Origin of the sequence: Pseudomonas sp. Leaf58 (genome assembly GCF_003627215.1) — a bacterium.
GTDB lineage: Bacteria > Pseudomonadota > Gammaproteobacteria > Pseudomonadales > Pseudomonadaceae > Aquipseudomonas.
On sequence record NZ_CP032677.1, the window covers coordinates 4,371,167 to 4,397,330 of the forward strand.

Sequence of the window (26,164 nt, forward strand, 5' to 3'; positions counted from 1 at the left end):
AGCCTACCGGCTGCTCATGACAATCCCGCAGCAGCCCACGCCTTGTTCAACCGCTTCTCCCGCGCCGCCGCCGCTAACGCCATCACCCCTTGGTCGCGCTGCCAAATCTCGGCCCAATGCACTGGCCCCGCCGCCAACGCCGCATCGATCTCCCCCCGCAGCGCCTGAAACTGTGCAAACAACCCGCCCAGCAACAAATGGCAGCCAACACTATCGGCACACTGCCGGCTACCCTCAGCACACCCCGCCAGCAGCCCAAGCAAGCGCAGGCGCAGGCCCTGTGGCCAGGCGCTCTCCTGCCCCACGCCATACAGCCAGGCCGTCAGTGCCGCGAGCACATACAAATCCTCCAGTGAGCGGAACGGCTTCACGTAGGCATCCCAACCATCCCCCGCCAGCAACTCGCACGCCGCTTGCTCCAGCAGCAATCGGCCATGGCCCACCTCCGGCATCAGCGGCAGGGTTGGCAGCGCTTCCAGCGTCACCCCTGGCTCCCCGGGGTAGACCACCGCCAGGTTCAAGTGCGGCGCCGCGCCCGCCACCTCGCTGCGCGCCGCCACCAGCAGCCACTCTGCGTCCAGGCCCGCGGTGACGAAATCTTTACTGCCCGTCAGCCGCAACCCGTCCAGGCGCGTGCGCATGTCCGCCGGGCGCACGCTGCGCCGCTCGGTGGCGCAGAGGGCGCCGAGGCTGGCCGGTGCGCTGGGCCACAGCACACGCAAGGCGGCTTGGTAACCCACCAAAAACGCCAGGCCCGGCGTGGCCATCGCGCGCCCGCCCAGTACCGCCAGTTCGAACGGGGCAACCTGGCCAAGGCGCTCGAGCAGCGCCGCGTAGGTTTCGCCCAGAGTGCCCGCCAGCGTTTGGCGCAGCGGGTCGTTGAGTCGTTGCAACCAGGCCATGGAGCGGCTCCTTGCAGGGGCTTCAGTTAAGGCTCAGGGGTGTCACGCAAGCATCACCAAAGATTCACCGAGGTGACACCGCGTCTACCTAGGCTGACTTTGCACAACAAAGCCGACCGGCCGCAACCCTTCATGGCTGGCTTATGGAGACTCGTAATGACTCGGATCGCTCACGCTGGTGACACCAGCACCGAACGCCGTCTGCAAGCCGAACGCCTGGTTGGCGCTGCGGCCCTGCACGAAGCCCAGGCCCTACGCTACAAAGTGTTCAGCGCAGAATTCAAGGCCAAGCTCAAAGGTGCCGAGCAGGGCCTGGACATGGACGACTACGACGTGCATTGCCGCCACATTGGCGTACGCGACCTGAGCACCGGCGAGCTGGTCGCCACCACCCGCCTGCTCGACCACCAGGCCGCCAGCAGCCTGGGGCGCTTCTACAGCGAAGAAGAGTTCAGCCTGCACGGCCTGTTGCAATTGCAGGGCCCGATCCTGGAGCTAGGCCGCACGTGCGTGGCCCCCAACTACCGTAACGGCGGCACCATTGCCGTGCTTTGGGGCGAACTGGCCGAAGTGCTCAACGAGGGCGGTTACAGCTACCTGATGGGTTGCGCCAGCATTCCCATGCAGGATGGCGGGGTGCAGGCCCACGCCGTGATGCAGCGCCTGCGCGACCGCTACTTGTGCACCGAACACCTACGTGCCGAACCGAAAAACCCGTTGCCCAAGCTGGCCTTACCCGGCAACGTCATCGCCGAAATGCCACCGCTGCTCAAGGCCTATATGCGCCTGGGTGCAAAAATCTGCGGCGAGCCGTGTTGGGACCAGGACTTCCAGGTGGCCGACGTATTCATCCTGCTCAAGCGCGACGAACTGTGCCCACGTTACGCCCGCCACTTCAAGGCAGCGGTCTGATGGCGAAGCTGCGGGTACTGGCCCGCCTGGCTCGGCTGCTGTGGGTACTGCTGTTGGGCATGCTGATGGCGAGCGTGATCGCCTTGGGCGAACGCCTGGGGTTCAAGGCGCCCATCGAGCGCCGCCAGCGCTGGACCCGCCTGTTCATGAAACGCCTGGTCGCAGCCCTGCCCTTCGACGTACGGGTGATGGGCGAGCTGCCGCAGCGGCCGATGCTGTGGGTGAGCAACCACGTATCCTGGACCGACATTCCCCTGCTCGGCATGCTGCTACCGCTGTCGTTCCTGTCCAAGGCCGAAGTGCGCCACTGGCCGGTGGCCGGCTGGCTGGCGGAAAAAGCCGGCACGCTGTTCATCCGCCGTGGCGGTGGTGACAGTCAACGCCTGCGCGAACAGATTGCCGGGCAACTAGGCCTGGCCCGGCCGCTGCTGATCTTCCCCGAAGGCACCACCACCAACGGCCGCACCCTGCGCACCTTCCATGGCCGCCTGCTGGCAGGCGCCATCGACCGCGGTGTGGCGGTACAACCGGTAGCTATCCAATACCTGCGCGACGGCCAGATCGACCCGATTGCGCCCTTTATTGGTGATGATGACCTGGTGTCGCACCTGATGCGCCTGTTTGCCCAGCCCCGGGGCGAGGTGTGCATTCACCTGTTGCCGCCCATTGGCAGCGTGGGCAAGGAGCGTGCGGTGCTGGCGTTGCAGGCGCAGCAGGCGGTTCAGCTGGCGCTGTTCGGGGTTGCAGAGGTTGAGGTGGTGCCACGGCGGCAGGCGCGGGCTGCCTGAGTATTTTGCACCGTTCGTGCTGGCCTTTTCGCGGGTAAACCCGCTCCTACCGGGGCACTTTAACCAGTAGGTGCGGGTTTACCCGCAAAGCGGCCAGCACAGGCGACACAACCCTAACTGCCAGGCATTCGCCCTGCCGCCGCAAATGCCTGCAACTGCGGGTAAAACGCCTTGAAGTCGGCCAGCAGCGGCTCATACAAACGCTCCAGCTCGCCCATCACCCCAACCATCCCTTCGGGCCGTGACAGCCTCCGGGCAATGCCATTGAACACCTGCTCCAGCGTGGCAAAGTCGCCATACGCCCCCAGCCAGTCATCCGCCGCCATGAACGGCGCAATCCGCGCCAGCCGCCCCGGCAACTCCGGCTCTGCCAGCAGCACCCGATAAAAGGCGCCGGTGAACTGCGCCAGCGGTTGCTCGGCATAGTCGTGCCAATGCAGTGCCAGGCAGTGGTCGAAGAACACATCCAGGACAATACCGGCAAAGCGCCGCCGCTCACGCGGAAAGCGCGCCAACGCGGCTAACACCAAGGGGTGCTGGTCGGTATAGCTGTCGATATGCCGGTGCAGCCGAATGGCCGCCTCCAGCGCAGGCGGGAAGCGCCCTTCCAGCGAGCCTTTGACAAAATCGCCGTACAGGCTGCCAAGCAGTTGTTGCGGCGCCGGGCCGCCCAGGTGCAGGTGTGCGAGGTAGTTCATGAACGCAGTCTAACACCGCACGGCTTTATATCGTTATAACGCGATATAGCGATTCGTGCTCAGCTCAGAACCTCTCGGTATTTGTATATCGGGAAACCACGATTTACATTTCGTCCTATCGCGATATACCGCTACAACGAGCCTTAACCCAATGCCTCTCGATCTCGACGAAATCATAAAAGCGCTGGCCCACCCGGTCAGGCGAGAAATCCTCAGCTGGCTGAAAGACCCGGCAGCGCAATTTCCCGACCAGTACCACAGCACCGAGCACGGTGTATGTGCCGGGCAGATCGACCAACGCTGCGGCCTGTCGCAGTCGACGGTCTCCGCCCACCTGGCCACCTTGCAGCGCGCCGGGCTGATCAGCAGCCAGAAGATCGGCCAATGGCACTTCTTCAAACGCGACGAGGCCACTATCCAGGCGTTCCTCGAACAACTGCGCCAAGCACTCTGAACAGGTAACCTTTATGACCACGCTTTTCGATCCGATCACCCTGGGCGACCTGCAACTGCCCAACCGCATCATCATGGCCCCGCTCACCCGCTGCCGCGCCGATGAAGGCCGCGTGCCCAACGCGTTGATGGCCGAATACTACGTGCAGCGCGCCAGCGCCGGGCTGATCCTCAGCGAGGCGACCTCGGTCAGCGCCATGGGCGTCGGCTACCCGGATACCCCTGGCATCTGGAACGATGAACAGGTGCGTGGCTGGAACAATGTGACCAAGGCCGTGCATGCCGCTGGCGGGCGTATTTTCCTGCAGCTGTGGCACGTGGGCCGCATCTCCCACCCCAGCTACCTGAACGGTGAGCTGCCGGTAGCCCCCAGCGCGATCCAGCCCAAGGGCCATGTGAGCCTGGTGCGCCCGCTCAGTGACTACCCCACCCCACGCGCGCTGGAAACCGAAGAGCTCACCGACATCGTCGAGGCCTACCGCAGCGCTGCCGAGAATGCCAAGGCTGCCGGTTTCGATGGTGTGGAAATCCACGCTGCCAACGGCTACCTGCTCGACCAGTTCCTGCAAAGCAGCACCAACCAGCGCACCGACCGTTACGGTGGCTCGCTGGAGAACCGTGCACGCCTGCTGCTGGAAGTGACCGATGCGGCCATCGATGTGTGGGGGGCCGGCCGTGTCGGCGTGCACCTGGCGCCACGCGCCGATGCCCATGACATGGGCGATGCAAACCGCGCAGAAACCTTCACCTACGTGGCACGCGAGTTGGGCAAGCGCGGCATCGCCTTCATCTGCTCGCGGGAAAAGGAAGCCGATGACAGCATCGGCCCACTGATCAAGGCAGCGTTCGGTGGCCCGTACATCGTCAACGAGCGGTTTGACAAGGCCAGTGCCAATGCAGCCTTGGCGCATGGCAAAGCAGACGCGGTGGCGTTTGGCGTGCCGTTCATCGCCAACCCTGACCTGCCGGCGCGGCTGGCGGCGGATGCGCCATTGAATGAAGCGCGGCCAGAGACCTTCTATGGCAGGGGGCCGGTGGGGTATATCGATTATCCGCGGTTGTGATCGACGGCTCTTCGCAGGCAAGCCCGCGCCCACAACTGTAGGAGCGGGCTTGCCTGCGAAGAAGGCCCAGGTGAACTTAAGGCCGGGCGCTGATCTGCTGTTGCAGGTTCTGAATCTGGCTCTGCAGGGTGTTCAGGTTGCGCGTGGTCTGCCCACGGAACGCATCGAACTCCTGCACTGAAGCCCCACTCGACGCCGCCGCCGGGCGGTTATCCATTTGGGTCTTGAGCACCAGCACATCCTGCTCCAGGCTTTCGATGGCCGCCGCGTGGTTGCCCTGTTTCTTCAGCGCAGCCACCTCGTCGCTCAAGCTCTTCAGTTGCCCATCGAGCTTGCCGCCATCCACCTGGCCCGACTTCAATGCCAGCAGTTCGGCATTCACCGCCTTCAGTTGCGCCTGCAACTGGCCCTGCAGTTCGGTTACGGCCTTCTGCTGCTCACGGGTATCTGCCAGCACCTGCTCCAGGCGCTTGCCCAAGTCGCCCGCTTGCCCGGCCACACCTTGTTGCTGTTTACCCTGCTCGGCCAGGTTGGCCTGCAGCTGACGGATCTGCAGCTTCAGCGCCTCGCTGCCGGTGCTGACCGACGATTCGCTGGCATCGATCTTGCCGCTGATCGCCTGCAAACGCCCGGCAGCGTCTTCGCTGATGCGGGCAAAGCTTTCCTGGGTGGCCACCAGTTGCTGCTCCATCAGCGAAATCTGCTGAAAGCTCCACCACCCCAGCCCCGCCAGGGCGATGAACGACGCCCCCAGCAAGGCCCACAACGCCCCCGTGTTGGCAGGCCTGGCCGCCCTTTGGCGGCTGCGCGACACGTGCGCAGGCAACAACTCGTCATCATCAGGGGTACCGGCCCGCAAGGCAGGCACATCATCGAAATCGTCGTGAGCATCGTGGCGCATGGGTAGGTTCAACCGCGGTGATAGCAAAGAGACAGGAGTATAAACCGCTCGCGCGGCGCACTGATGACCATCATCCGGGCGCCAGGTTCACTGGCCAGGCGGCTGATGCTTCCACCAGCCACAAAATTCATCCAGCGCGGTCCACAGGCTGACCTTGGGCTGGTAGTCCAGGTATTGCCGGGCGCGGCTGATATCCAGGGTGAAATCGCGGCTCATGACCTGCATGCCCAAACGCGACAGGGTCGGCTGTGGGCGCCCCGGCCACAACAGGCAGGCTGCCTCGTTCAGTGCGGCCAGGCTGTAGGCCAGGCCGTAGGAACGGTAGCGGGTAACCTGTGGCAGCTGCATCTGGCGCATCACATAGTTGACCACGTCCCACAGCGGCAGCGGCTGGCCGTTGCTGATGTTGTAGGCCTGGCCCAAGGCCCGGTCGTCGGCGAACAGGGCACTGAGCAGTGCCTCGTTGAGGTTGTGCACACTGGTGAAATCGACTTTGTTCAGGCCGTTGCCGATGATCGCCACGCGGCCCTTGCGCTGCATCTGCATCAGCCGCGGGAAGATAGTGGCATCGCCGGCGCCGGTGACCAAGCGCGGGCGCAGCGCAAGCACTTCGAGGCCAAACTCCTGGGCGCCGAACACTTTTTGCTCAGCCAGGTACTTGGTCTGCGCATAGTGGTCGTGGAAGCGACGCGGCACCTGATCCTCGCGAATGTCCAGGCGCGAGCGGCCATTGAAATAGATCGACGGCGAAGACAAGTGCACCAAGCGTCGCACGTGCTCCTTCAAACAGCCCTCGACCACGTTCTCGGTGACCACCACATTGCCTTGGTAGAAGTCCTGGTAGCGCCCCCAGTTGCCCACCGCACCGGCGCAGTGCACCACGGCTTCGACGCCCTGGCACAAGCGGCGCGCCAGCTCGGCATCAGCCAGGTCGCCGGGGATGAACTGGGCGCCGCGCTTGACCAGGTGCTCGACCCCTTCGGCGCGGCGGCCGCTGACCCGCACGTCCAGGCCTTGCTCCAGAGCAACGCGCGCAAAGCGCCCGCCTATGAAGCCACTCGCGCCGGTGACCAGAATTCGCATGTAACACTCCGTCTTGCCAGATTTCAGATGCAGCTGACGCCAGCCGGGGCTACAAGGGCACCAGCCATTGCCGTGCGGTGTGCCGCAGGTGGTCTGTCAGTTGCGCGAGCAATTGCCCGCCATTGCGCCAATGATGCCAGTACAGCGGCACATCGATGGGGGTATCGCTGCAGATTTCCACCAATTGGCCGCTGGCCAGTTGCTCGCGGGCCTGCAGCTCGGGCACCAGGCCCCAGCCCAAGCCGGCTTCGGTCATGCGCAGGAAGCCTTCGGAGGACGGGCACAGGTGGTGCAGAAAACCGCCCTCGATGCCCAGCGATGCCAGGTAGCGGTGCTGCAGGAAGTCGTCCGGGCCGTACACGATCGCCGGGGTGCGGGCCAGGCGGCTGGCCATGAACCCCTGTGCAAAATGCCGTGCCATGAACCCCGGGCTGGCCAACGCCCGGTAGCGCATGGCGCCGAGTGGCAAACTGCGCGCTCCGGCCACGGGCCGCTCGCTGCCGCACAGGCAGGCCGCTACCTCACCCGCACGCATGCGTTTCAACCCCACTTCCTGGTCTTCCACCACCAAGTCGGTCAGCACATTCTGCTGCGCGCAGAAGTTGCCCACCGCGTCGGCCCACCAGGTGGCTAGGCTGTCGGCATTGAGGGCAATGCGCAGGCGCTCCGGCATGCCCTCCTCGCCCAGCGCCGGCACCTGGCGCTGCAGGTCGCGCTCGAGTAGGCGCACCTGCTGCACATGGTTGAGCAGCTGGCGGCCGACCTCGGTCGGGCTGGGCGGGGTGGCACGCACCAGCACCGGCTGGCCGACGCGTGCTTCCAGCAGTTTGATGCGTTGGGATATGGCCGACTGCGACAAACCCAGCACCTGCGCCGCGCGCTCGAAACCACCTTGTTCGATCACCGCCGCAAGGGCGGCCAGCAGCTTGTAGTCGAACATCGATTTTCCTAATGCCAGATCAGCTTTATTTGTTTTTCTTATACAGCGCAGCTAATCACAATGGCCAACAACTTTTATTGCCATTCATTTTTGGAGAGCACGCCATGTGGCAAAGCTATCTCAACGGCATGCTCGTGGCCTTCGGCCTGATCATGGCCATCGGTGCCCAGAACGCCTTCGTCCTCGCCCAGAGCCTGCGCCGCGAGCATCACCTGCCGGTGGCGGCGCTGTGCATCGTCTGTGACGCGATCCTGGTGGCCGCCGGGGTGTTCGGCCTGGCGACGGTGCTGGCGCACAACCCGACCTTGCTGGCGGTGGCCCGCTGGGGCGGCGCTGTGTTCCTGATCTGGTATGGCGCCAAAGCGTTGCGCAGTGCCTGTTCCAAGCAGAGCCTGCAGCACCAGCAAGGCCAAGGTACGCGCTCGCGCCGCGCCGTACTGCTCAGTGCCTTGGCGGTGACGCTGCTGAACCCGCACGTGTACCTCGACACGGTCTTGCTGATCGGCTCGCTGGGTGCCCAGCAGACTGCGCCTGGTGCTTACGTGGCCGGCGCGGCCAGCGCCTCGCTGCTGTGGTTCTCTACCCTGGCGATCGGCGCGGCCTGGTTGGCACCGTGGCTGGCACGCCCGGCGACCTGGCGCATGCTCGACCTGATGGTGGCGGTGATGATGTTCGCGGTGGCAGCGCAGCTGATCTTCAACTGACCGCAGGGCCTACAAGAGCCGGTGTACGTCTGCCAGCCTGGAAACGACCACCACCGGTCGCCACCCGCCAACCGCTCTGGAAGCTCTATTCCCTATCTTTGTTGCGTGGTTATGCGCCGGGCCCGGTGCTATGATCCAGCCCTTGCGTCGCAAAGAGTTCAAACTCGCCGACGCTTATCGGGCCGCCCGTGACCGGCCTTGCGCAAACCGCAAACAGACCTGAATCAGGAGATCCACCATGGCTTTTGAATTGCCGCCGCTGCCGTACGCCCACGATGCCCTGCAGCCGCACATCTCCAAGGAAACCCTGGAGTATCACCACGACAAGCACCACAACACCTATGTCGTGAACCTGAACAACCTGGTCCCAGGCACCGAATTCGAAGGCAAGACCCTGGAAGAGATCGTCAAGAGCTCTTCGGGCGGCATCTTCAACAACGCGGCTCAAGTCTGGAACCACACCTTCTACTGGAACTGCCTGGCACCAAACGCCGGTGGCCAGCCGACCGGTGCCCTGGCTGACGCCATCAACGCCGCTTTCGGTTCCTTCGACAAGTTCAAGGAAGAGTTCACCAAGACTTCGGTTGGCACCTTCGGTTCCGGCTGGGGCTGGCTGGTGAAGAAAGCTGACGGTTCCCTGGCCCTGGCCAGCACCATCGGCGCCGGCTGCCCGCTGACCAGCGGCGACACCCCGCTGCTGACCTGCGACGTCTGGGAACACGCCTACTACATCGACTACCGCAACCTGCGTCCGAAGTACGTCGAGGCGTTCTGGAACCTGGTCAACTGGGCCTTCGTTGCCGAACAGTTCGAAGGCAAGACCTTCAAGGCCTGAGTCATTCAGCCTTGAACAAAAAACCCGGCCATGTGCCGGGTTTTTTTGTGCCACGGTTTTGCTTGCTCAGCCCGCATAGCGCGCTAACATCAAACCTCTGGAAGATTGATACAGCGCACTCAAGTTGCGGGGTCAGGCAACCGATACACTGGTCATGGTCGTCCGGTAGTGTATAGTCATCGTTGATGGCAAAATGATGCCATGCGCATGGATTAAGGAAACCCCATTGAAGCTGGAATTGCGGAACAGCTTGTCGGTCAAGTTGCTCAGGGTCGTGCTGCTGTGCGCGCTGGCGGTCGGCGTGGTACTCAGCTGTGCGCAAATCCTCTACGACACCTACAAGACCCGCCAGGCCGTGAACAATGATGCCCAGCGCATCCTCGACATGTTCCGCGACCCCTCGACCCAGGCGGTGTATAGCCTTGACCGTGAAATGGGCATGCAGGTGATGGAAGGCCTGTTCCAGGACGAATCGGTGCGAATGGCCTCTATTGGCCACCCCAACGAAACCATGCTGGCAGAAAAGTCCCGCCCGTTGCAGGACATGTCGATGCGCTGGCTGACCGACCTGATCCTCGGCCAGGAACGCACCTACACCACGCAACTGGTCGGCCGTGGCCCTTACAGTGAATATTATGGCGACCTCAGCATCACTCTCGACACTTCGGCCTACGGCGAAGATTTCCTGATCAACGCCGTGATCATCTTCATTTCCGGCGTGCTGCGAGCCTTGGCCATGGGCCTGGTGCTGTACCTGGTCTATCACTGGCTGCTGACCAAACCGCTGTCGAAGATCATCGAGCACCTCACCCAGATCAACCCCGACCGCCCCAGCCAGCACCAGCTGCCACTGCTCAAGGGCCACGAAAAGAACGAACTGGGCCTGTGGGTCAATACCGCCAACCAGTTGCTGGCCTCGATCGAGCGCAACACCCACCTGCGCCACGAGGCGGAAAACAGCCTACAACGTATGGCCCAGTACGATTTCCTCACCGGCCTGCCCAACCGCCAGCAGTTGCAGCAGCAACTGGACAAGATCCTCGTCGACGGCGGCCGCCTGCAGCACCGGGTGGCGGTGCTGTGCGTGGGCCTGGATGATTTCAAGGGCATCAACGAGCAGTTCAGCTACCAGGTCGGCGACCAGTTGCTCCTGGCCCTAGCCGATCGCCTGCGCGCCCATAGTGGCCGCCTGGGCGCGCTGGCACGGCTGGGTGGTGACCAGTTCGCCCTGGTGCAGGCCAATATCGAACAGCCCTACGAGGCGGCCGAACTGGCGCAGAGCATCCTCGACGACCTGGAAGTGCCGTTCGACCTCGACCACCACCAGCAAATCCGCCTACGCGCCACCATCGGCATCACCCTGTTCCCCGAAGACGGCGACAGCACCGAGAAGCTGCTGCAGAAAGCCGAACAGACCATGACCCTGGCCAAGGCCCGTTCGCGCAACCGCTACCAGTTCTACATCGCCAGCGTCGACAGCGAGATGCGCCGCCGCCGCGAGCTGGAAAAGGACCTGCGCGAAGCCCTGCCGCGCAACCAGCTGTACCTGGTGTACCAGCCACAGATCAGCTACCGCGACCACCGCGTAGTCGGTGTCGAAGCCCTGCTGCGCTGGCAGCACCCGCAGCTGGGCATGGTGCCGCCAGACCAGTTCATCCCCCTGGCCGAACAGAACGGCAGCATCATCAGCATTGGCGAATGGGTGCTCGACCAGGCCTGCCGGCAACTGCGCGAATGGCACGACATGGGCTTCAGCGACCTGCGCATGGCGGTCAACCTGTCCACCGTGCAGCTGCACCACAGCGAGCTACCGCGGGTGGTCAACAACTTGCTGCAAGCCTACCGCCTGCCGCCGCGCAGCCTGGAGCTGGAAGTCACCGAGACCGGCCTGATGGAAGACATCAGCACCGCCGCCCAACACCTGCTGAGCCTGCGCCGCTCTGGCGCGCTGATTGCCATTGACGACTTCGGCACCGGCTACTCATCGCTCAGCTATTTGAAGTCGCTGCCGCTGGACAAGATCAAAATCGACAAGAGCTTCGTCCAGGACCTGCTGGACGATGACGACGATGCCACCATCGTTCGCGCCATCATTCAGCTGGGCAAGAGCCTGGGCATGCAGGTGATCGCTGAAGGCGTGGAAACCGCCGAGCAGGAAACCTACATCATTGCCCAGGGCTGCCACGAGGGCCAGGGCTACCACTACAGTAAGCCGCTGTCGGCCCGTGAACTGACCAACTTCCTCAAGCAGGCACAGCGCAACCAGGTTTCGATGTTCTGACGCCACCGCCTGCGGTTACCGCCCGTGACCGGCATTTACACGAATTGCTTGCCTGCCCCCTTTACAGCAAATGCAAATCTTTCGCATGATGTTGTCGTTTCGCGTGCCACGGCGCACGGTCCCCCTTGGTCCAACCACACGACGCAGGAAACCCAACAATGATTCGAATGCCTCTGGCCTCCGCCAGTCTGCTGGCCATTGCCATCGCTCTCGCCGGTTGCGGTGAAGGCAAGGACGACAAGGCCGCCGCGCCGCAAGCCCAGGCACCTGCTGCCGCCAGCACCACCGCTGCCGCGCCTGGGGCTGTCGACGAAGCCGCTGGCAAAGCCGTGGTCAAGCATTACAACGAGCTGGTCTACGCCGTATACAGTGACGCGCTGAGCACCGCTCAGGCGCTGCAGGCTGCGGTCGACGCGTTCCTGGCCAAGCCCAACGACGAAACCCTGAAAGCCGCCAAGCAAGCCTGGTTCGCCGCGCGCGTACCGTACCTGCAGAGCGAAGCGTTCCGCTTCGGCAACACCATCATCGACGATTGGGAAGGCCAGGTGAACGCCTGGCCGCTGGACGAAGGCCTGATCGACTACGTCGACAACAGCTACGAGCACGCCTTGGGCAACCCAGCGGCCAGCGCCAATATCATTGCCAACACCGAGATCCAGGTGGGCGAAGAGAAGGTCGACGTCAAGGCCATCACCCCCGAGAAGCTGGCCAGCCTGAACGAGCTGGGCGGTTCCGAGGCCAACGTCGCCACTGGCTACCACGCCATCGAGTTCCTGCTCTGGGGCCAGGACCTGAACGGCACTGGCCCCGGCGCGGGCAACCGCCCGGCCTCGGACTACCTGGAAGGCCAGGGCGCCACGGGCAGCCACAACGACCGCCGCCGTGCCTACCTGAAAGCGGTCACCGAGCTGCTGGTCAAAGACCTCGAAGAGATGGTCGGCAACTGGGCACCGAACGTCGCCGACAATTACCGCGCCAAGCTGGAAGCCGAGCCGGTCAGCGACGGCCTGCGCAAGATGATGTTCGGCATGGGCAGCCTGTCGCTGGGTGAACTGGCGGGTGAGCGCATGAAGGTTTCGCTGGAAGCCAACTCGCCGGAAGACGAGCAAGACTGCTTCAGCGACAACACCCACTACTCGCACTTCTACGACGCTAAGGGCATCCGCAACGTCTACCTCGGCGAGTACACCCGCCCAGACGGCAGCAAGGTGACCGGGCCGAGCCTGTCGTCGCTGGTAGCCAAGGCTGACCCGGCCGCCGACGCCACCCTCAAGGCCGACCTGGAAGCCACCGAAGCCAAGCTCCAGGTGATCGTCGACCACGCCCTCAAAGGCGAGCACTACGACCAGCTGATCGCCGCCGACAACACCGCCGGCAACCAGATCGTGCGTGACGCCATCGCCGCACTGGTCAAGCAGACCGGTGCGATCGAGCAGGCTGCGGGCAAGCTGGGCATTGCCAACCTGAACCCGGATACTGCGGATCACGAGTTCTGACCCTGCTGTAGTGGTTCTGAAAGAGGCGGCCTTCGGGTCGCCTTTTTTGCTTCCGGCCCTTTCGCGGGCAAGCCGCCCCTACACGGCCGGTGAAATCCCGGTAGGAGCGGGCTTGCCCGCGAAGAGGCCGGCACAGCCAGCAAATGAACATGGCTAGCTGACACCGATTTCATCCAGCAATTGCAAATTGCTCTTATTCAAATTCCATCACCCTGCTAAGCTTGCACGCCGGTTTTTCGCTCACGCCCAGGATTTTCGATGTCCTTGTCGCTGTTCCGCCGCACCCCTCTGCTGCTGGCCTTTGCCCTCGCCGCCTGTGACGACGCCCCGCGTTTCACCCAGGCCGAGCCCGGCGAAGCGTTGTCGGGTGGCCAGGCCACCGTGCTGCGCAGCGATCGCAACGCTTATTCCCTGCCTTCGGCCAACCTCTCGCCAGAACGGCGCCTGGACTTCGCCGTAGGCAACAGCTTCTTCCGCAGCCCCTGGGTAATCGCCCCGTCCACCACCACCGCGCGCGACGGTTTGGGCCCGCTGTTCAACACCAATGCCTGCCAGAACTGCCACGTACGCGACGGCCGTGGCCACCCGCCAGAGCCAGGCGACAGCAATGCCGTGTCGATGCTGGTACGCCTGTCGATACCCGACCAGCCGTACCTGGCCAAGGTGGTCGAGCGTCTGGGCGTGGTGCCAGAGCCGGTGTATGGCACCCAGCTGCAAGACATGGCCGTCCCCGGCGTAGCGCCCGAAGGCAAGGTGCGGGTGAGCTACACCGGCGAAACCGTGTCGTTCGAGGACGGCCACCAGGTCGAGCTGCGCAAGCCGGCCCTGCAGATCAGCCAGCTCGGCTACGGCGTGATGCACCCCGACACCCGCTTTTCCGCACGGGTGGCACCGCCGATGATCGGCCTGGGCCTGCTCGAAGCCATTGCCGAAGCCGACCTGCTGGCCAACGAGGACCCGGACGACCGCAACCGCGACGGCATCCGCGGCCGGGCCAACCGGGTGTGGGACGACGCGCAGGGCAAGACCGTGGTCGGCCGCTTCGGCTGGAAAGCCGGGCAGCCCAACGTCAACCAGCAGAACGTGCACGCCTTTGCTGGCGACATGGGCCTGACCACCACCCTGCTGCCCAACGACGATTGCACCCCGGCGCAGGCTGACTGCCTGGCCGCGCCCAATGGCGATGGCGCCAATGGCGAGAAGGAAGTCAGCGACAACATCCTGCGCCTGGTCACCTTCTACACCCGCAACCTGGCCGTGCCGGCTCGCCGCGACGAGGGCTCGCCGCAAGTACTGGCGGGCAAGAACCTGTTCTACCAGGCCGGCTGCCAAGGCTGCCATACACCGCAGTTCACCACCGCTGCCAATGCCGCCGAGCCGGAGCTGGCCAACCAGTTGATCCGCCCCTACAGCGACCTGCTGCTGCACGACATGGGCCCGGGCCTGGCCGACGAACGCACCGAATTCGCCGCCAATGGCCAGGACTGGCGTACCGCGCCGCTGTGGGGCGTGGGCCTGAGCCAAACCGTCAGTGGCCACAGCCAGTTCCTGCATGATGGGCGTGCCCGCAACCTGCTCGAAGCGGTGCTTTGGCACGGTGGCGAAGCCGAGGCCGCGCGCAATTTCGTACTCACTTTCAATGCCGAGCAGCGTGCCGCGTTGCTGGCTTTCCTGAACTCACTTTAAAACGCGCAAAGGAGCCGGGCATGTTCCGACCCAAACTGTTGTTCACCAGCCTCGCCGCACTCGCCCTCGGCGCCTGCTCGCCGCAGGACCCGCAAGCCGTGACCTCCGCTGCCATCGCCAAGCAGGTGATCCTGCCTACCTACAGCCGCTGGGTCGAAGCCGACCGCACGCTGGCCGCCAGTGCTCTGGCCTTCTGCGAAGGCAAGCAAACCCTGGACAAGGCCCGTGCCGACTACCTTAACGCGCAAAAGGCCTGGGCCGAGCTGCAACCGCTGCTGGTCGGCCCGCTGGCCGAAGGCAACCGCGCCTGGCAGGTACAGTTCTGGCCCGACAAGAAAAACCTGGTCGGCCGCCAGGTCGAGCAACTGGTCAACGCCGACAAGCCGGTCGATGCCGCGGCCCTGGGCAAGGCCAGCGTAGTGGTACGGGGTCTGTCGGCCTATGAGTACATTTTGTTCGACAGCAAGCCGGACATTGCCACTGCCGAGCAGAAAGCCCGCTACTGCCCGCTGCTGGTAGCCATCGCTGAACACCAGAAGGCCCTGGCCGAAGAGATCCTCAAGGGCTGGAACAGCACCGACGGCATGCTCTCGCAGATGACCAAGTTCCCCAATCAGCGCTACGCCGACTCCCACGAAGCCATCGCCGACCTGCTGCGTGCCCAGGTCACCGCCCTGGACACCCTGAAGAAGAAGCTAGGGGCCCCGATGGGCCGCCAGAGCAAGGGTATCCCGCAGCCGCTGCAGGCCGAAGCCTGGCGCAGCCACAACTCGATGAACAGCCTGCAGGCCAGCCTCAAGGCCGCCGAAGCAGTGTGGCTTGGGGTCGACAACCAGGGCCTGCGCGGCTTGCTGCCCAGCGACCAGAAAGCCCTGGCAGACAAGATCGACGACGCTTACGCTACCTCGCTCAAACTGCTGGCCGACAACCAGAAGACGTTGGGCGAGCTGCTGGCCGACGACACCGGCCAGCAAACCCTCAACCAGATCTACGACAGCCTCAACGTCGTCCAGCGCCTGCATGAAGGCGAGTTGGCCAAGGCGCTGAACATACAGCTGGGCTTCAATGCCAACGACGGTGACTGATCATGCTGCGACGCCAGGCCCTCAAATTCGGTAGCGTATTGCTCAGCGCCCTCACCTTGGGCGGCTGGAGCCTGTTCCGCAACAAAGGCAGCGAACCCCTGCTGCTCTCGGCGCGTGACGATGGCGACGGCAAGCACTATGCCGTCGGTTTCCGCCTGGACGGCAGCCAGGTGTTCAGCACCCAGGTTGCCCAGCGCTGTCACGCCATCATCCATCACCCCGAGCGGCCTATCGCCCTGTTCGTCGCCCGCCGTCCCGGTACCGAAAGTTACCTGATCGACTTGCGCGACGGGCGCCTGCTGCAGACGCTTGCCTCGCAGCCCAACCGGCACTTCTACGGCCACGCGGTGGTGCACAAAGGTGGCGAATGGCTGTATGCCACCGAAAACGATACCACCGACCCGGGGCGGGGCGTGCTCGGCGTGTACCGCTTTGAGGGTGAGCGCCTGCTACACACCGGCGAGCTCCCTACCCACGGCATCGGCCCGCACGAGGTAGCCTGGCTGCCGGACGGCGAGACGCTGATCGTGGCCAACGGCGGTATTCGCACCGAGGCCGAAAGCCGGGTGGAGATGAACCTCGACGCCATGCAGCCGAGCCTGGTGCTGATGCAGCGCGACGGCACCCTGCTGAGCAAGGAAACTCTGGCTCAGCAGATGAACAGCGTGCGCCACCTGGCAGTGGGCAGCGATGGCACCATCGCCGCCTGCCAGCAGTTCATGGGCGATGCCGACGAAACCGCCGAGCTGCTGGCAATCAAACGCCCGGGGGAGCCGTTCAAGGCTTTCCCGGTACCGGAGCGGCAGTTGCAGGCCATGGCTCAATACACCGCCAGCGTTGCCATCCACAGCGAGCTTCGGTTGGTGGCACTGACCGCGCCACGGGCCAACCGCCTGTTCGTATGGGACTTGGACAGCGGCGCGGTGCGGCTAGATGCATCGATGCCCGATTGTGCCGGGGTTGGCGCAGTGAAGGATGGCTTTGTCGTCACTTCCGGGCAGGGCCGGTGCCGGTTTTATGATTGCCGCAAGGCCGAACCGGTTGGGCAACCGATGAACCTGCCGTCGGGTTTCTGGGACAACCACCTGCATCTGGTCTGATTTTTCTGCTGTCGGTGTCGGCCTCTTCGCGGGCAAGCCAGCGCCTACAGGGGCCGCGCAACCCCTTGACTGCGCGTCCTCTATAGGCGCGGGCTTGCCCGCGAAGAGGCCAGCACAGGCATTTCCCCCCCCTTCCCCCAAAAAACAGTCAATACTTCCCCCATCCACACGTGGGCAGGATCGCCCGTTGTCGTGTCTAAGCGAATAACAACCGCATCCAAGGAACCGGACCTATGCTGCGCCGCCGCATGCTGATCATGTTGGCCGTGGTTCTGCTGATCGTGCTGGCCCTGGGGGGTTACAAAGCCTTTTCGATCTACCAGCAGATCCAGATGTTCACTGCCCCCAAACCGCCCATCACCGTGGCGGCAGCCTTGGCCGAACAGCGCCAGTGGCAAGAGCGCTTGCCCGCCGTCGGCAGCCTCAAGGCGCTGCAGGGCGTGGAGCTGAGCCTGGAAGTTGAAGGCATCGTCAAGGCCGTGCTTTTCGACTCGGGCCAACAGGTCAAGGCCCGGCAACCGCTGCTGCAGCTCAATGACGACCAGGAAACCGCCCTGCTCGGCACCGCCCAGGCCGACCTGGGCCTGGCCAAGGTCGACTTCGGCCGCGGTAGCCAACTGGTCGGCGACTCGGCCATATCCCGCGGCGAGTTCGATCGCCTCACCGCCCAGTACCGGCGCAACCAGGCGGTGGTCGACCAGCTAAAGGCAGCGAAGACCAAGAAGAGCATCAGCGCCCCGTTCAGCGGCACCATCGGCATTCGCCAGGTGGATGTAGGCGATTACCTGGCCGCCGGCACGGTGATCGCCACCCTGCAGGACACATCCAGCTTGTATGTGGACTTCAACGTACCGGAACAGGCCCTGCCACACCTGAGCCTGGGCCAACAGGTGCTGGTGCAGGTGGCCGCCTACCCCGGCCAGACCTTCCCCGCCAGCCTCAGCGCCATCAACCCCAAGGTCGAGGAAACCACGCGTAACCTGCTGGTGCGCGCGACCATGGCCAACCCGGATGGCAAGCTGCTGCCGGGCATGTTCGCCAACCTGCTGATCCTGCTGCCCAACCCACAACCGCAGGTAGTGGTACCGGAAAGTGCCATCACCTATACCCTGTATGGCAACTCGGTGTACGTCGCCACGCCGAAAAAAGACAAGGACGGCAAGCCGCTAAACGACGCCAACGGCCAACCGCAGCTCACCGCCGAGCAACGCACGGTGCACACCGGCGAGCGCCGTGACGGCGTGGTGGTGGTCAGCAAGGGCTTGCAGGCCGGGGAGCAAGTGGTGACCGCCGGGCAACTGAAGCTCACCCCCGGCGCCGCGATCCGCATCGGCCAGGACAAAGCCCTCAAGCCCGAACAGGGCGCAGCGGGCAACGACTGACAGGAGGCTGGCATGGCGTTCACCGACCCGTTCATTCGCCGCCCAGTGCTGGCCAGCGTAGTCAGCCTGCTGATCCTGCTGCTGGGCTTTCAGGCCTGGAACAAGCTGCAGATCCGTCAGTACCCGCAAATGGAAAACGCCCTGATCACGGTGACCACTGCCTACCCCGGGGCCAACGCCGAGACCATCCAGGGCTATATCACCCAGCCGCTGCAGCAAAGCCTGGCCAGCGCCGAAGGTATCGACTACATGACCTCGGTGAGCCGGCAAAACTTCTCGATCATTTCCATCTATGCGCGCATTGGCGCCGACAGCGACCGCCTGTTCACCGAGCTGTTGGCCAAAGCCAACGAAGTGCGTAACAAGCTGCCCCAGAACGCCGAAGACCCCGTGCTGAGCAAGGAAGCCGCCGATGCCTCGGCACTGATGTACCTCAGCTTCTACAGCAAGGAGATGAGCAACCCGCAAATCACCGACTACCTGTCGCGGGTCATCCAACCCAAGCTGGCCACTTTGCCGGGTATGGCCGAGGCAGAAATCCTCGGCAACCAGGTGTTCGCCATGCGCATCTGGCTCGACCCGGTCAAGCTGGCTGGCTTCGGCTTGTCGGCCACCGACGTGACCAATGCCGTACGCCGCTACAACTTCCTCTCGGCGGCCGGCGAGGTAAAGGGCGAATACGTGGTCACCAGCATCAACGCCAGCACCGAACTGAAGTCGGCCGAGGCGTTCGCGGCCTTGCCCGTCAAGACCAGTGGCGACAGCCGTGTGCTGCTGGGCGATGTGGCACGGGTGGAGATGGGCGCGGAAAACTACGACACGGTCAGTTCGTTCGACGGCACGCCGTCGGTCTATATCGGCATCAAGGCCACCCCGGCCGCTAACCCGCTGGAAGTGATCAAGGAAGTGCGGCGCATCATGCCCGAGCTGGAAAGCCAGCTGCCCTCGGCGCTGAAGGTATCGATCGCCTACGACGCCACGCTGTTCATCCAGGCCTCCATCGACGAAGTGATCAAGACCCTTGGCGAAGCGGTGCTGATCGTCATTGTGGTGGTGTTCTTGTTCCTCGGTGCCCTGCGTTCGGTGCTGATCCCGGTGGTGACCATTCCGCTGTCGATGATCGGCGTGCTGTTCTTCATGCAAATGATGGGCTACTCGCTCAACCTGCTGACCCTGCTGGCCATGGTGCTGGCCATCGGCCTGGTGGTTGACGATGCGATTGTCGTGGTGGAAAACATCCACCGGCACATGGAAGAAGGCAAGTCGCCGTTCGATGCGGCCTTGGAGGGCGCCGGCGAAATTGCCATGCCGGTAGTGTCGATGACCATCACCCTGGCGGCGGTTTACGCACCGATCGGCTTTCTTACCGGGCTGACCGGCGCGCTGTTCAAGGAGTTTGCCCTGACCCTGGCCGGTGCGGTGATCATCTCCGGCATCGTTGCCCTCACCCTGTCACCGATGATGTGCGCCCTGCTGCTGCGCCAAGAGCACAACCCCAAAGGCCTGGCCCACCGCCTGGACCTGCTGTTCGAACGCTTGAAGGTACGCTACCAGCGCCTGTTGCACACCACCCTCGACAGCCGGCCAGTGGTGCTGGTGTTTGCCGTGATCATTCTGTGCCTGATCCCGGTGCTGCTGAAGTTCACCCAGAACGAACTGGCGCCGAACGAGGACCAAGGGGTGATCTTCATGATGAGCAGCTCGCCGCAAACGGCCAACCTTGATTACCTCAACGCCTATACCGACGAATTCACCCCGCTGTTCAAGGCCTTCCCCGAGTATTACTCGTCGTTCCAGATCAACGGCTTCAATGGCGTGCAGACCGGTATCGGCGGCTTCCTGCTCAAGCCCTGGAACGAGCGTGAGCGCACGCAAATGGAGCTGTTGCCACTGGTGCAGGCCAAGCTCGAGGAAATTGGCGGCTTGCAGATCTTTGGTTTCAACCTGCCGTCGCTGCCCGGCACCGGGCAGGGCCTGCCATTCCAGTTCGTGGTCAACACCGCGGGCGATTACCCGGCACTGCTGGATGTGGCCCAGCGCATCAAGGCCCGTGCCCAGGAGTCAGGCAAGTTCGCCTTCCTCGACATCGACCTGGCCTTCGACAAACCCGAGGTGGTGGTAGATATCGACCGCGCCAAGGCGGCGCAGATGGGGGTGTCGATGGACACCTTGGGCAGCACCTTGGCAACCTTGCTGGGCGAGGCGGAAATCAACCGCTTCACCCTCGAAGGCCGCAGCTACAAAGTGATTGCCCAGGTCGAGCGGCCATACCGCGACAACCCCGGTTGGCTGAACAACTACTACGTGAAGAACGATCAAGGCCAACTGCTGCCACTGTCGACCCTGATTACCCTCACCGACCGCGCCCGGCCGCGCCAGCTCAACCAGTTCCAGCAGTTGAACTCGGCGATCATCCAGGGTGTGCCCATGGTCAGCCTGGGCGAGGCGCTGCAGACCGTGCAGGCGATCGCCCGCGAGGAGGCCCCAGAAGGTTTCGCCTTCGACTATGCCGGTGTAGCTCGCCAGTACGTGCAGGAAGGTAGCGCGCTGTGGGTTACCTTCGGCCTGGCGCTGGCGATTATCTTCTTGGTGTTGGCCGCGCAGTTCGAAAGCTTCCGCGACCCGCTGGTGATTCTGGTGACGGTGCCGTTGTCGATCTGTGGCGCGCTGCTGCCGTTGTTCCTGGGCATCTCGAGCATGAACATCTATACCCAGGTTGGGCTGGTGACGTTGATCGGCCTGATCAGCAAGCACGGCATTCTGATTGTCGAGTTCGCCAACCAGTTGCAAGAGGAAATGGGCTTGAGCGTGCGCGAGGCGATCGAGGAAGCGGCGGCGATTCGCCTGCGGCCGGTGCTAATGACCACGGCGGCGATGGTGTTCGGCATGGTGCCATTGATTCTGGCGACCGGGGCGGGGGCGGTCAGCCGCTTTGACATCGGTACGGTGATTGCCACCGGGATGTCGATCGGCACGCTGTTTACCCTGTTTGTGCTGCCCTGTATCTACACCTTGCTGGCGCACAAGGCGAAAGCCAAGGAAGCCGCTATAGCCTGACCCAGCCTTTTCGCGGGCAAGGCAGACGCAAAAAAGCCAGAGGCCCCGCAATCGCGAGGCCTCTGGCTTTTCTACCTACACCGGGCTCAACCGAATGGCCGCAACCCTTGGCGCATACCGAACAGGAACAGCAACAGGTCCTGGTCCGGCGCGACATTGGCCTGTTGCTGCGGTTTCACTTCCCGCGGCAGGGCACACTGGTCGGCCATTTCAGCCTTGCTGAACACTGTTGGCCTCGGCTCTTCCCAGGCAGCCACCGCCACGGTGGTCACCGCCAGGCCTACTACCAGGAACAAAGCTCGAGCTATTTCTAGTTTCATCGCTCTAACCCTTTGACAGCGCTGCCAAACGCCATCTGGTAAAAATAGAGCAAGGTCTGCCACTCGGTGTCGTTCAACGACGAATGGCGGCGCAACTGGCGCAGGTCGTTACCCGCCGCGCGCTGGCAGCTGATGCGCCGCCGGCACTTCTCCAGGTCCAGCAGTGCCACCTCGACCCGAGCCTGCTCGCCCTCGCCAATCACCTTGATGAATACGTGCTTGCCATACAGGCAGCCGTGCTGCCAATGCCCCAGGTGCATGCGCGCCAGGTTGTCCGCCAGGTCCTTGAGCATGCGCTCGTGCACCACCTGCGGGTAACGCTCACGGGCACCTTCGGCATGCCAGGTGTCGAGTTCGATGAAGCCGTCGAGGGCTTCACTCACCAGCAGCGCACGCCACTGGTGGTCGGCATCGCGTTCGGCACCACAAAAGACGACGCGCGGGACACGTACGCCCAGTTGCTCGAAGCTGTTCAACGCATCGAGTTCACGCAGTACAGTCGGCCGCCCAAAAGGGTGCAGCAGGCTACGGTAGATATGCCCGACCTGGCGTTTGGCATACAGCAGCTTGCCATTGGCATCGTTAAGCCGTTGCACGCCGCTCTCACCACCGCGCCGCTGGTTCGGCTCCTCGACCCACTCGCCCTGCTGGCGCCAGTAAAAATCGAACCGCGACTCCCCACTCTGGGCTACAGCCATCAAACACTACCCCTTGCGTAATACATAGACCCGCCACATGGCATAGAACGGCAGGAAGTCGAGGCGTTCCTGGATTCTAAAGCCGGCAGCCCTGAATTCTTCTTCGACCGTGTTGGCCGGTAACACGAAACGGTTCTGGAAATTTTCCTGCTCGGCCTTGGCACTGCGGCGACGCTCGAGCTTTTTCCGGCGCCAGGCCTTGAAGTTGCCATCCACCCACAGTGACAGGATCACACTATCACGGCTAACTCGTTGAAATTCCGAAAGAATTGTCTTTCTGTGCGCGGCTTCGCCAATGTGGTGGAACAGGCGCATGCAGAAAATGCTATCCACCGAATTGTCCGGTAAGTCGATGGCAAACGCCGAAGTTTGCAAAGGGCGTACCCGGGCTACCACCTCTGGCGGTTGTGCACTGCACGCTGTCTCGATCATCGCCTCGGAGTTATCGGCGCCGATGATCACCCGATTGGGCTTTTCTGCCAGCAGTGGCCAGAAACGACCGGCGCCGCACGGCAGGTCAAGGACCAGGCCAGGCTCCCCGGCCAAAGCCAGGGCGCGCCGCGCCAGCTGCTCATCGCGCTTGTGGGAAAGGCGACGGGCCAACCCATCCTGGTGCTTGAGGAAGTACTCGCGCGCATGTTCTTTGTCGTACTTCTCGGAAAATTCAAGCTTGATGGGGCTACGCATTGGGCATCTCCTGAGTCCATTCCGCCCACCTTAGGTAAGCAAGCGTTGGAATCAGGTCATGCCAATGTGAAAAATATGTTAAGTGCCGGATGACCCGTTACAACTCATTACTCAGCCAAAGCCTGTGAACTGCTCTTGGCGACGGTACTGCTCAGGTCTACGTGGAAACGACAGCCGTGCGGCAACGTTGATGTCAGGGTGACACGCCAGCCTTGGTCGTCGCAGATACGCTGCACTAGCGACAGGCCCAGGCCCAGTCCCTCACCGCGCCGCCCATCACCGCGCACAAACGGGCGGAACATCGCCTCGCGTTGCTCTTCAGGGATGCCCACGCCGCTGTCTTCGACGATGAAACCGTTGGCTTCCAGGCTCAGGCGGATGTAGCCACTGTCGGTATAGTGCGCGGCATTGCGCAGCAAGTTGCCCATTACCGACTGCAGGAAGGTGGCGTTGTATAGCACCGGGCTGGCACTGACGCGGCCATCGAAATACAAGGTCAGGCCCTTCTGCTCGATGGTGTCGCGCCAGACACCGACGAGTTCGTCAGCCACTTCGCGCAGGGTAGCCCGCGAAGCCACCGCGCCCTCGTCGCGTTGTGCCCGGGCCAGCATCAGGAAGGTCTTGACCAGTTCGCGCATCTCTTCGGTAGCCCGCGCCACACGCTCCACTTGGCTGCGCGAGCGGGCGTCCAGCGTCGTATTCTCCATCAGCAGCTCGCACGAGGTGGCCAGCACCATCAAGGGTGTGCGCAGTTCGTGGCTGACATCACTGGTGAACAGCCGCTCGCGGGTCAGTGCGTCACGCAGGCGGCCCAAGGTATCATCGAAGGCTACCGCCAGCTGGCCGACTTCGTCCGCGGCATAATCTGGCGCCAGTGGCGGTGCCAGGCCCAGCAACTGGTCACGGTGGCGCACCTGGCGCGCCAGGCGGATCACCGGTGCCATCACCCGACGCGCTACCAGCCAGCCGAGGATGACCGCCAGCACCAGGCTGAGCACGAAGCCCACCACCACCACCGCAAACAGCAAGCGCTCGCGCTCTTCGAAGTCGCTCTGGTCTTGCAGCAGCACATAGCGCCGGCCATCGACGATCTCGACCATCGCGTGATACGACAGCTGGTCGCGGAATACCTCGTGGAAACCCCGCTCGAGGTGGCGCAAATCCTTGGGCAGCTCGAAATCGTCACGCCCACCGCTGAAATAGAACAGCTGGTCGGGGCGCGGCCGGTGGCTCCAGTCAGTCACGCTGTCCATGCGCAGCAGGCGCTGCAGGTCACCGCCCAATACCGAGGAAATCAGCCGCTCTTCGATCAGGTGCACAGTGCCGACGATGCCGAAGGCGAAGGCCCCGGCCACCAGCGCGCTCATCAGGGCAAAGGCGATGATGATGCGCTGGGCAAGGCTTTGCTTAAACTCCATCGCGGCCCTCGGCGAGGCGATAGCCGACGCCATGGACGGTATGCAGCAGAGGCTTTTCGAACGGTTTGTCGATCACTTGGCGCAGTTGGTGCACGTGGCTGCGCAGGCTGTCGCTGTCGGGGCAGTCATCGCCCCACAGGGCTTCTTCCAGCACTTCGCGGCGCAATACGTGCGGGCTTTTTTGCATCAGCACCGCCAGCAGCTTGAGGCCGACTGGGTTGAGCTTGAGCAGGCGCCCCTGGCGGGTGACCTCGAGGGTATCGAGGTCGTAGCTGAGGTCGGCCACCTGCAAGGTACGCCGCCCGCCGCCCTGGGCACGGCGCAGCACCGCTTCGATACGCGCGGCCAGCTCCGACAGGGCGAAGGGTTTGAGCAGGTAATCGTCGGCTCCCGAACGGAAGCCTTGCAGGCGGTCGTCCAGTTGGTCGCGGGCGGTGAGCATGATCACCGGCGTGTCGCGGCGGGCGTCTTCGCGTAGGCGCTTGCACAGGGTGTAGCCATCAATGCCGGGCAGCATGATGTCGAGCACGATCAGATCGTAGTGCTCGGTGGCCGCCAGGTGCAGGCCGGACAGGCCATCTTGGGCGCAGTCTACGGTGTAGCCCTTCATGCCTAGGTAATCGGCCAGGTTGGCCAGGATATCGCGGTTGTCTTCAACCAAAAGAATGCGCATCGGTTTCTCCTGTGCGGCGCTTCTCGCTGTGGTGCGCGGCAGGCGCAGCTTAAGGCCTATGCTTGCACGCTGCCAGCCCCAAGGAAAATTCACCGGACTTGACGGTTTTTTCACTGATCCTTCACGGACACAGGATAGCGGGAGGCCGACAATGCCCGATCTTTTTCCCACCCTGGAGCCGCCATGCAGCAACGAACCCGCCCTCGCCCGATTAATTTCTGGCTGTACCTGGGCCTCCCCCTGGCGACTGCACTGGGCTTGGTCCTGCTGGAACTGACCTCGGTCGACATGGACATTGCCAATCTATTCTTCGACCCTGCTGCCGGGCAGTTCATTGGCCGCCACAGCTATTTGCTGGAAAACATTCTGCATGACCGGGTCAAGCAGGGGGTGATTCTGCTGGGAGTGCTGTCGCTGGTGACTTTTGCTGCCAGCTTCTTCTGGAAGCGCCTGTTTGGCTGGCGCCGCGAGTTGGGTTGCCTGGTGCTGGCACTGGGGCTGTCCACAGCGTTCGTCACGCCACTGAAGAAGGTGACCCAGGTGCAGTGCCCGTGGAGCCTGACCCAGTTTGGCGGCAGCGAAACCTACAGCAAGTTGCTGGAGCCACGGCCGGCGACCGACAAGCCCGGGTTGTGCTGGCCGGGCGGGCATGCAGCGACGGGGTTCTGCCTGTTCGGCCTGTTCTTCATGCTGCGTGACCGCAAGCCGCGGCTGGCGCGGGTGGCGTTGACGGTGGCCTTTGTCGCCGGGTCGGTGCTGTCGCTGGGGCGGATGATGCAAGGCGCGCATTTCCTCTCGCACAACGTCTGGACGGCGGTGTTCTGCTGGTTGATCGGGTTGGGCTCGTATTACCTGGTTCTGTATCGCCGAGGGATGGTGGAAGCGCCAGCCGCCGAACGTAGCGTCGCCTAAGCCAGGGGCCGCTTTGCGGCCCCATTGGCCCTAACAAGGCAAACGAAAAAGCCCCGGTTCTCACGAACCGGGGCTTTTTCATGGTGCAG

24 protein-coding genes are annotated in these 26,164 nt (G+C 63.4%); 14 read left to right on the forward strand and 10 right to left on the reverse strand.

The annotated features are described in order from the left end of the window. Window positions 1–14 precede the first annotated feature (14 nt). Window positions 15–902, reverse strand: coding sequence for a hypothetical protein (locus tag DV532_RS20340; RefSeq protein WP_056801911.1), 888 nt, complete (start codon window positions 900–902; stop codon window positions 15–17). 156 nt (window positions 903–1,058) lie between these two features. On the opposite strand from DV532_RS20340, the gene olsB reads away from it, so the two are divergent. Together olsB and DV532_RS20350 are read left to right on the forward strand one after the other, a co-directional pair. Further along, window positions 1,059–1,814: an L-ornithine N(alpha)-acyltransferase gene (gene olsB / locus DV532_RS20345; RefSeq protein ID WP_056801909.1), complete on the forward strand. Its 756-nt coding sequence runs from the start codon at window positions 1,059–1,061 to the stop codon at window positions 1,812–1,814. Continuing rightward, on the forward strand, window positions 1,814–2,602 hold the full coding sequence (locus DV532_RS20350) for a lysophospholipid acyltransferase family protein (RefSeq protein WP_056801903.1): 789 nt from the start codon (window positions 1,814–1,816) through the stop codon (window positions 2,600–2,602). The genes olsB and DV532_RS20350 overlap by 1 nt, the downstream gene beginning before the upstream one ends. Window positions 2,603–2,715: 113 nt before the next feature. On the opposite strand, the gene DV532_RS20355 is transcribed toward DV532_RS20350, so the two are convergent. Next, window positions 2,716–3,300, reverse strand: coding sequence for an ACP phosphodiesterase (locus tag DV532_RS20355; protein WP_056801902.1), 585 nt, complete (start codon window positions 3,298–3,300; stop codon window positions 2,716–2,718). 151 nt (window positions 3,301–3,451) lie between these two features. On the opposite strand from DV532_RS20355, the gene DV532_RS20360 reads away from it, so the two are divergent. Beyond that, window positions 3,452–3,754 carry a helix-turn-helix transcriptional regulator gene (locus DV532_RS20360; protein ID WP_056801900.1) on the forward strand — a complete coding sequence of 101 codons (303 nt, stop codon included), beginning with the start codon at window positions 3,452–3,454 and terminating at the stop codon, window positions 3,752–3,754. Between the two features lie 13 nt (window positions 3,755–3,767). Beyond that, window positions 3,768–4,817, forward strand: a complete 1,050-nt coding sequence (locus DV532_RS20365; protein WP_056801899.1) for an alkene reductase — start codon at window positions 3,768–3,770, stop codon at window positions 4,815–4,817. 76 nt (window positions 4,818–4,893) lie between these two features. Here DV532_RS20365 and DV532_RS20370 read toward each other — a convergent pair whose 3' ends face one another. From DV532_RS20370 to DV532_RS20380, 3 genes are all read right to left on the reverse strand, one after another. After that, entirely contained in the window at window positions 4,894–5,718 is an 825-nt protein-coding gene (locus DV532_RS20370) for a hypothetical protein (RefSeq protein ID WP_056801897.1), read from the reverse strand. An 87-nt stretch (window positions 5,719–5,805) separates the two neighbouring features. Next, a complete protein-coding gene (locus DV532_RS20375) occupies window positions 5,806–6,801 on the reverse strand; it encodes an NAD(P)-dependent oxidoreductase (protein WP_056801895.1) in 996 nt (331 codons plus the stop codon). Between the two features lie 49 nt (window positions 6,802–6,850). Beyond that, window positions 6,851–7,741, reverse strand: coding sequence for a LysR family transcriptional regulator ArgP (locus DV532_RS20380; RefSeq protein WP_056801894.1), 891 nt, complete (start codon window positions 7,739–7,741; stop codon window positions 6,851–6,853). Window positions 7,742–7,845: 104 nt separating this feature from the next. Between DV532_RS20380 and DV532_RS20385 the strand changes: the two genes are divergently transcribed. From DV532_RS20385 to DV532_RS20425, 9 genes are all read left to right on the forward strand, one after another. After that, complete coding sequence (locus DV532_RS20385) at window positions 7,846–8,445, forward strand: LysE/ArgO family amino acid transporter (RefSeq protein WP_056801892.1); 600 nt, start codon at window positions 7,846–7,848, stop codon at window positions 8,443–8,445. A gap of 238 nt (window positions 8,446–8,683) precedes the next feature. After that, the gene (locus DV532_RS20390; protein WP_013974076.1) at window positions 8,684–9,280 is read left to right on the forward strand and encodes a superoxide dismutase; all 597 of its coding nucleotides are present in this window, start codon (window positions 8,684–8,686) and stop codon (window positions 9,278–9,280) included. Between the two features lie 226 nt (window positions 9,281–9,506). Beyond that, window positions 9,507–11,561 (forward strand): bifunctional diguanylate cyclase/phosphodiesterase, encoded by a 2,055-nt coding sequence (locus tag DV532_RS20395; protein WP_056801891.1) that lies wholly within the window; start codon window positions 9,507–9,509, stop codon window positions 11,559–11,561. 158 nt (window positions 11,562–11,719) lie between these two features. Next, window positions 11,720–13,057, forward strand: coding sequence for an imelysin family protein (locus tag DV532_RS20400; protein WP_056801889.1), 1,338 nt, complete (start codon window positions 11,720–11,722; stop codon window positions 13,055–13,057). A gap of 258 nt (window positions 13,058–13,315) precedes the next feature. Continuing rightward, window positions 13,316–14,743: a di-heme oxidoredictase family protein gene (locus DV532_RS20405; RefSeq protein ID WP_056801886.1), complete on the forward strand. Its 1,428-nt coding sequence runs from the start codon at window positions 13,316–13,318 to the stop codon at window positions 14,741–14,743. Between the two features lie 20 nt (window positions 14,744–14,763). Beyond that, window positions 14,764–15,828: an imelysin family protein gene (locus tag DV532_RS20410; protein ID WP_056801884.1), complete on the forward strand. Its 1,065-nt coding sequence runs from the start codon at window positions 14,764–14,766 to the stop codon at window positions 15,826–15,828. A 2-nt stretch (window positions 15,829–15,830) separates the two neighbouring features. Further along, on the forward strand, window positions 15,831–16,928 hold the full coding sequence (locus DV532_RS20415; protein ID WP_056801883.1) for a DUF1513 domain-containing protein: 1,098 nt from the start codon (window positions 15,831–15,833) through the stop codon (window positions 16,926–16,928). A gap of 233 nt (window positions 16,929–17,161) precedes the next feature. Next, the gene (locus DV532_RS20420; RefSeq protein ID WP_056801881.1) at window positions 17,162–18,310 is read left to right on the forward strand and encodes an efflux RND transporter periplasmic adaptor subunit; all 1,149 of its coding nucleotides are present in this window, start codon (window positions 17,162–17,164) and stop codon (window positions 18,308–18,310) included. A gap of 12 nt (window positions 18,311–18,322) precedes the next feature. Next, window positions 18,323–21,367: a multidrug efflux RND transporter permease subunit gene (locus DV532_RS20425; protein ID WP_056801879.1), complete on the forward strand. Its 3,045-nt coding sequence runs from the start codon at window positions 18,323–18,325 to the stop codon at window positions 21,365–21,367. Between the two features lie 86 nt (window positions 21,368–21,453). On the opposite strand, the gene DV532_RS20430 is transcribed toward DV532_RS20425, so the two are convergent. The 5 genes from DV532_RS20430 to colR form a co-directional block, all read right to left on the reverse strand. Then, the gene (locus DV532_RS20430) at window positions 21,454–21,687 is read right to left on the reverse strand and encodes a hypothetical protein (RefSeq protein ID WP_056801877.1); all 234 of its coding nucleotides are present in this window, start codon (window positions 21,685–21,687) and stop codon (window positions 21,454–21,456) included. Then, window positions 21,684–22,385 carry a lipopolysaccharide kinase InaA family protein gene (locus tag DV532_RS20435; protein WP_056801875.1) on the reverse strand — a complete coding sequence of 234 codons (702 nt, stop codon included), beginning with the start codon at window positions 22,383–22,385 and terminating at the stop codon, window positions 21,684–21,686. The genes DV532_RS20430 and DV532_RS20435 overlap by 4 nt, the downstream gene beginning before the upstream one ends. Window positions 22,386–22,391: 6 nt before the next feature. Then, the gene (locus DV532_RS20440) at window positions 22,392–23,072 is read right to left on the reverse strand and encodes a class I SAM-dependent methyltransferase (RefSeq protein WP_056801873.1); all 681 of its coding nucleotides are present in this window, start codon (window positions 23,070–23,072) and stop codon (window positions 22,392–22,394) included. Between the two features lie 107 nt (window positions 23,073–23,179). Then, window positions 23,180–24,490: a HAMP domain-containing sensor histidine kinase gene (locus tag DV532_RS20445; RefSeq protein WP_056801872.1), complete on the reverse strand. Its 1,311-nt coding sequence runs from the start codon at window positions 24,488–24,490 to the stop codon at window positions 23,180–23,182. Then, window positions 24,480–25,163, reverse strand: a complete 684-nt coding sequence (colR, locus tag DV532_RS20450; RefSeq protein WP_003255215.1) for a two-component system response regulator ColR — start codon at window positions 25,161–25,163, stop codon at window positions 24,480–24,482. Before colR ends, DV532_RS20445 begins: the two co-directional genes overlap by 11 nt. Before the next feature lie 183 nt (window positions 25,164–25,346). On the opposite strand from colR, the gene DV532_RS20455 reads away from it, so the two are divergent. Then, the gene (locus DV532_RS20455; RefSeq protein WP_056801871.1) at window positions 25,347–26,075 is read left to right on the forward strand and encodes a phosphatase PAP2 family protein; all 729 of its coding nucleotides are present in this window, start codon (window positions 25,347–25,349) and stop codon (window positions 26,073–26,075) included. Window positions 26,076–26,164 lie beyond the last annotated feature (89 nt).